Here is a 5,090-nt window from a genome sequence, read left to right as displayed (position 1 = left end):
GGGTACTCCGGGTCGACGGGAACGTAGGCGGCGCCGGCCTTGGTGACGGCGAGGAGCGCCACGATCAGTTCGACCGAGCGGGGCAGTTTCACCGCGACGAACGAGCCCCGGCCCACGTCCTGGGTGCGCAGCCATCCGGCGACCCGCCCCGACCAGGCGTCCAGCTCCCGGTAGGTCAGCCTCCGGTCACCGCACTCCACCGCCACCGCGTCCGGCGTCCGTTGCGCCTGCTCGGCGATGAGCTGGGGCAAGGACGCCCCACGCACCGCGCGTGAGACCCCCTGCCAGCCGGACAGCACCCGCTCCCGCTCGGCCTCCTCCAGCACCTCCACCTCGGAAACCCGGAGGTCCGGGTCCTGGGCCAGGGCGGTCAGCACGCGGACGAAACGCTCGGTGATGGACTGTGCGGTCTCCCGGTCGAAGAGGTCGGTGCTGTAGTCCAGCGCACCACCCAACGTGGCGGACTCGGACTCCGAAGTGGGGCGCCGTTCGGCGAGTCGGAAGGACAGATCGAACTTGGCGGCGCCGATTCCGACCGGTCGGCTGCTCACCTCCAGACCGGGCAGGGAAGCGATGGCGGACGCCGCGCCCTGGTCCGTGTTGTTCAGGGTGAGCATGGTCTGGAAGAGGGGGTGCCGGGAGAGCGAACGCTCCGGGTTCACCGCTTCGACCAGCCGCTCGAACGGCAGGTCCTGGTGGGCGTAGGCGGCGAGGTCGGCCGCCCGCACCCGCTCCAGCAGTTCGCTGAACGTGGGATCCCCGGAGACGTCGGTGCGCAGCACCAGCGTGTTCACGAAGAAGCCGACCAGCTTGTCGAGTGCGTCGTCGGTGCGGCCGGCGATCGGGGTGCCCAAGGGGATGTCCGTGCCCGCGCCCAGCCGGGACAGCAGCGTGGCGAGCGCGGTCTGGAGCACCATGAACAGACTGGACCTGCCCTCACGGGCGACGCGTACGAGACCGCTGTACACGTCCTCCGGCAGCTCAAAGGCGACCCGGTCACCCACATACGAGGCCGTGACCGGCCTCGGGCGGTCGAACGGCAGCGAAAGCTCCGCAGGCAGGTCCGACAACGAGTGTTTCCAATAGTCCAGTTGGCGGCCCGCCTCGCTGTCGGGATCGTCCTCGGAGCCGAGGACTTCCCGCTGCCAGAGGCTGTAGTCGGCGTACTGCACCGGCAGTGGCGCCCACTCCGGGGCGGCACCCCGCACCCGGGCCGCGTACGCCGCCGTCAGATCCTGGGCGAGGGGGCCCATCGACCAGGCGTCGCCCGCGATGTGGTGGACGACAGCGAGCAGGACGTACTCCTCTTCGCCGAGCTCGAACAGGAAGGCGCGCAGGGGCGGTTCCTCGCTCAGCTCGAAGGGCGCGCGGGACGCGCGGTCCACGTCCTCGTGCAGGTGTTCCTCGTCCGTGGCGGTCACCGTGAAAGACACCTCAGCGGTGTCCCGCACGATCTGGTACGGGCCCTCGGTGTCCTCCGCGAACACCGTCCGCAGGCTCTCGTGCCGGTCGACGACGTCCGCCAGCGCCAGCCGCAGCGCCTCCTGGTCCAGTGTCCCCGTCATCCGCAGGGCGACGGGCAGGTTGTAGGTGGCGCTGGGACCCTCGAAGCGATGCAGGAACCACAGCCGGCGCTGGGCGTACGACAGCGGAACACGTGCGGGCCGGGAGACGGTGGCCCGAAGCGGCTTCCGCGTGCCGGTCGCGTTGTCCAGCACGGCCGCCAGTTCGGCGACCGTGGGCGCCTCGAACAGCCGACGCACGGCGATCTCGGTGTCCAGGACGGTGCGGATGCGGCTGACGAGTTTGGTGGCGAGCAGGGAGTGGCCGCCCAGGGCGAAGAAGTCGTCGTCGATGGTGACACTTTCGACTCCGAGCACCTCCGCGAACAGCGTGCAGAGCAGCTCCTCGCGGGGGGAGCGCGGTACCCGTCCGCCGCCCGCCTGTGGCCCGTAGTCGGGCGCGGGCAGAGCGCGGCGGTCCAGCTTGCCGTTCGGGGTGAGCGGGAAGGCGTCCAGGGTGACGAAGGCCGAGGGCACCATGTAGTCCGGCAGGTGGGCGGCGAGATGCGCCCGCACCTCGGCCGTCTCCACCGCTTCGGCTGCAGGGACGAGGTAGGCGACGAGACGCCGGTCTCCGGGGTGGGCCTCGCGGACGAGTACGGCGGCCTGGGCCACTCGCTCGTGTCCGGCGAGCACGGCTTCGATCTCGCCCAGCTCGATCCGGAAACCACGCAGCTTGACCTGGTCGTCGACGCGGGAGAGGTACTCCAGCTCCCCGTCCACCGTCCAGCGGACGAGGTCGCCGGTGCGGTACATGCGGGTGCCGGAGGGGCCGTAGGGGTCGGCGACGAACCGTTCGGAGGTCAGCCCCGGTCGGTCGTGGTAACCGCGTACGACGCCGTCACCGGCGATGTAGAGCTCGCCCGGCACTCCGGCCGGAACGGGCCGGAGTGCGCCGTCGAGGACGTACACGCGGGTGTTGGCGATCGGGCGGCCGATCCGCGGCCGGCGTGCACCGTCTGCGGTCACCGGCCATTCCGTGGACCAGATCGTCGTCTCTGTCGGCCCGTACAGGTTGATCACCGACTTCGCCCGTTGGACGAGCGCCTCGGCCAGGTCGGCGGGCAGAGCTTCGCCACCGACCAGCACCCGCACCCCGGCCAGCGCCGAAGCGTCCTCTGCCAGCACCGCCCGCCACAGGCTCGGCGTCGCCTGCATCACGGACACACCCGCCGACCGCACCAAACCGCACAACGCGACCGGGTCCCGGACGACATCCCGCTCCGCGAGCGTGATCGACGCGCCCGACAACAAGGGCACGAAGAGTTCGAGTCCGGCGATGTCGAACCCGACCGTGGTCACCGCCACCAGGCGGTCCCCGGCGCCGAGTCCGAAGCGGTCACGCATCGCCGTCAGGAAGTTCACCAGCGCGCCCTGCGGCACGACCACACCCTTCGGGCGTCCCGTCGAACCCGATGTGTAGATCACGTAGGCCGGGTTCGCGAGAGCCGGACGGGTCAGGGGCTGGTCGCCCGCGAGCCGCGACAGAGCCTCGGTGGTCTCGGGGGTGTCCAGCAGCAGCCGCGGTACGGCCGGTTCCTCCGGCAGTACGGGGGTCAGGTCGCTCGTGGTGACGAGCAGGACGGGGTTGGCGTCGTCCAGCATGTACGCCAGCCGTTCGGCCGGGTACTCGGTGTCCAGTGGGAGGTAGGCGGCGCCGGTCTTCCAGACCGCGAGCAGGGCCACGACGAGGTCCACGGACCTGGGCAGGGCCACCGCCACGAACCGTTCGGCGTCGGCACCGCGCTCGACCAGCACACGGGCCAGCCGCTCCGCACGGGCGTTCAGCTCCTCGTACGACAGTGCTTCCTCGCCCGCGACCACGGCCTCGGCGGCCGGGTTCGAGGCAACCCGCTCCTCGAACAGCTCCACCACCGAACGCCCCGGCACCTCGCGAGCTGTGTCGTTCCAGAGTTCGAGCAGGCGCCCGCGCTCGGCCCCGGCGAGGATCTCGATGTCGCCGATTCTGACGTCCGGGGTGGTGACCGCGTGCTCCAGGAACCGCAGGAGCCGGTCGATGAGGGCGCCGGCGGTGACGCGGTCGAACAGGTCGGTGCTGAACTCCAGTACGCCGTGCAGGGAGGTCACCCGGCCGTGCGTGTCGCGACGCTCCGTGTAGCCGAAGGCCAGGTCGAACTTGGCGACGGACGACTCGATCGGCTCCCGCTCGGCCCGGAGGCCGGGCAGGTCGCCGAGGGAATCCAACGCGCCCTGGTAGTCGGTGTTGTTGAGCGTGAGAAGCACCTGGAAGAGGGGGTGCCGGGCGAGCGAGCGCTCCGGGTTGACCGCCTCCACCAGCCGCTCGAACGGCAGGTCCTGATGGGCGTAGGCACCGAGGTTCCGCTCACGCACCCGGTCCACCAGCTCGGCGAACGTCGGGTTCTCGGAGGTGTCCGTGCGCAGCACCAGCGTGTTCAGGAAGACGCCGATCAGGTCGTTCAGGGCCTCGTCGGTGCGACCCGCGATCGGGGTGCCCAACGGGATGTCGGTGCCCGCGCCGAGCCGGGTCAGCAGGGCGGCGAGCCCCGCCTGGAGCACCATGAACGGGCTCGCCTGAACGCGCCCGGCCACCTCACTGACGCGCGCGTACAGCTCCGCGGGGATTTCGAAGGGGATGCGGTCGCCGCGGTAGGTGGCGACGGCGGGGCGGGGGCGGTCGTAGGGGAGTTCGAGCTGGTCGGGGAGTCCGGTGAGGGTGTGGGTCCAGTAGTCGAGTTGGCGGGAGATCTCGCTGGTGGGGTCGTCCTCGGTGCCGAGGATGTCGCGCTGCCAGAGGCTGTAGTCGGCGTACTGGACCGGCAGCGGCGCCCACTCCGGGGCTGCCGCATTGCGCACCCGGGCCGCGTAGGCGGCCGTGAGGTCACGGGCCAGCGGCGTCCGGGACCACGCGTCACTCACGATGTGGTGCGTCAGCAGGAGGAGTACGTGTTCCTCCTCGGACAAGGCGAACAGCGAGGCACGGAACGGGATTTCGGCCGCAAGGTCGAAGGGGTGGCCGGCCGCCCCCGCCAGGTCGTCACGCAGACGTGCTTCGTTCGTCTCCACGATCGTGAACTCCGGCCGGGCGTCGGCCGGGCTTCGGACGATCTGGTGCGCACCCCCGGCGTCCTCCGCGAACACCGTGCGCAGGCTCTCGTGCCGGGCCACGACGTCCGCGAGCGCCAGCCGCAGCGCCTCCCGGTCCAGGGCTCCGGTGAGCCGCAGGGCCACCGGCGCGTTGTAGGTGGCGCTGGGGCCCTCGAAGCGGTTCAGGAACCACAGCCGCTGCTGGGCGTACGAGAGCGGAGTCCGTGCCGGACGCGGATCCACCGCGACAACGCCCCGGCGTGCCACTCGCGCCTTGTCAGTGAGCGCGGTGCTGATCCCCGCGACCGTAGGCGTCTCGAACAGTTGCCGGATCGGCAACTCCGCACCGATGGTCGTCCGGATGCGGCTGACCAGCTTGGTTGCCAGGAGGGAGTGGCCGCCGAGGTGGAAGAAGTCGTCGTCGATGGTGACGGTGTCGGTGCCGAGTACTTCGGCGAAGAG

1 protein-coding gene is annotated in these 5,090 nt (G+C 70.9%); it reads right to left on the bottom strand.

The window, feature by feature from the left end; all coding sequences use genetic code 11:
• Positions 1 to 5,090 (bottom strand): non-ribosomal peptide synthetase (locus BZZ08_RS38055; protein ID WP_133169272.1); only part of this gene is annotated, 5,090 nt, incomplete at both ends.

Source organism: Streptomyces sp. MH60 (assembly GCF_002939385.1).
Lineage (GTDB): Bacteria > Actinomycetota > Actinomycetes > Streptomycetales > Streptomycetaceae > Streptomyces.
The sequence above is the reverse complement of the archived record's forward strand: the minus strand, read 5'-3'. Positions and strand labels throughout refer to the sequence as shown.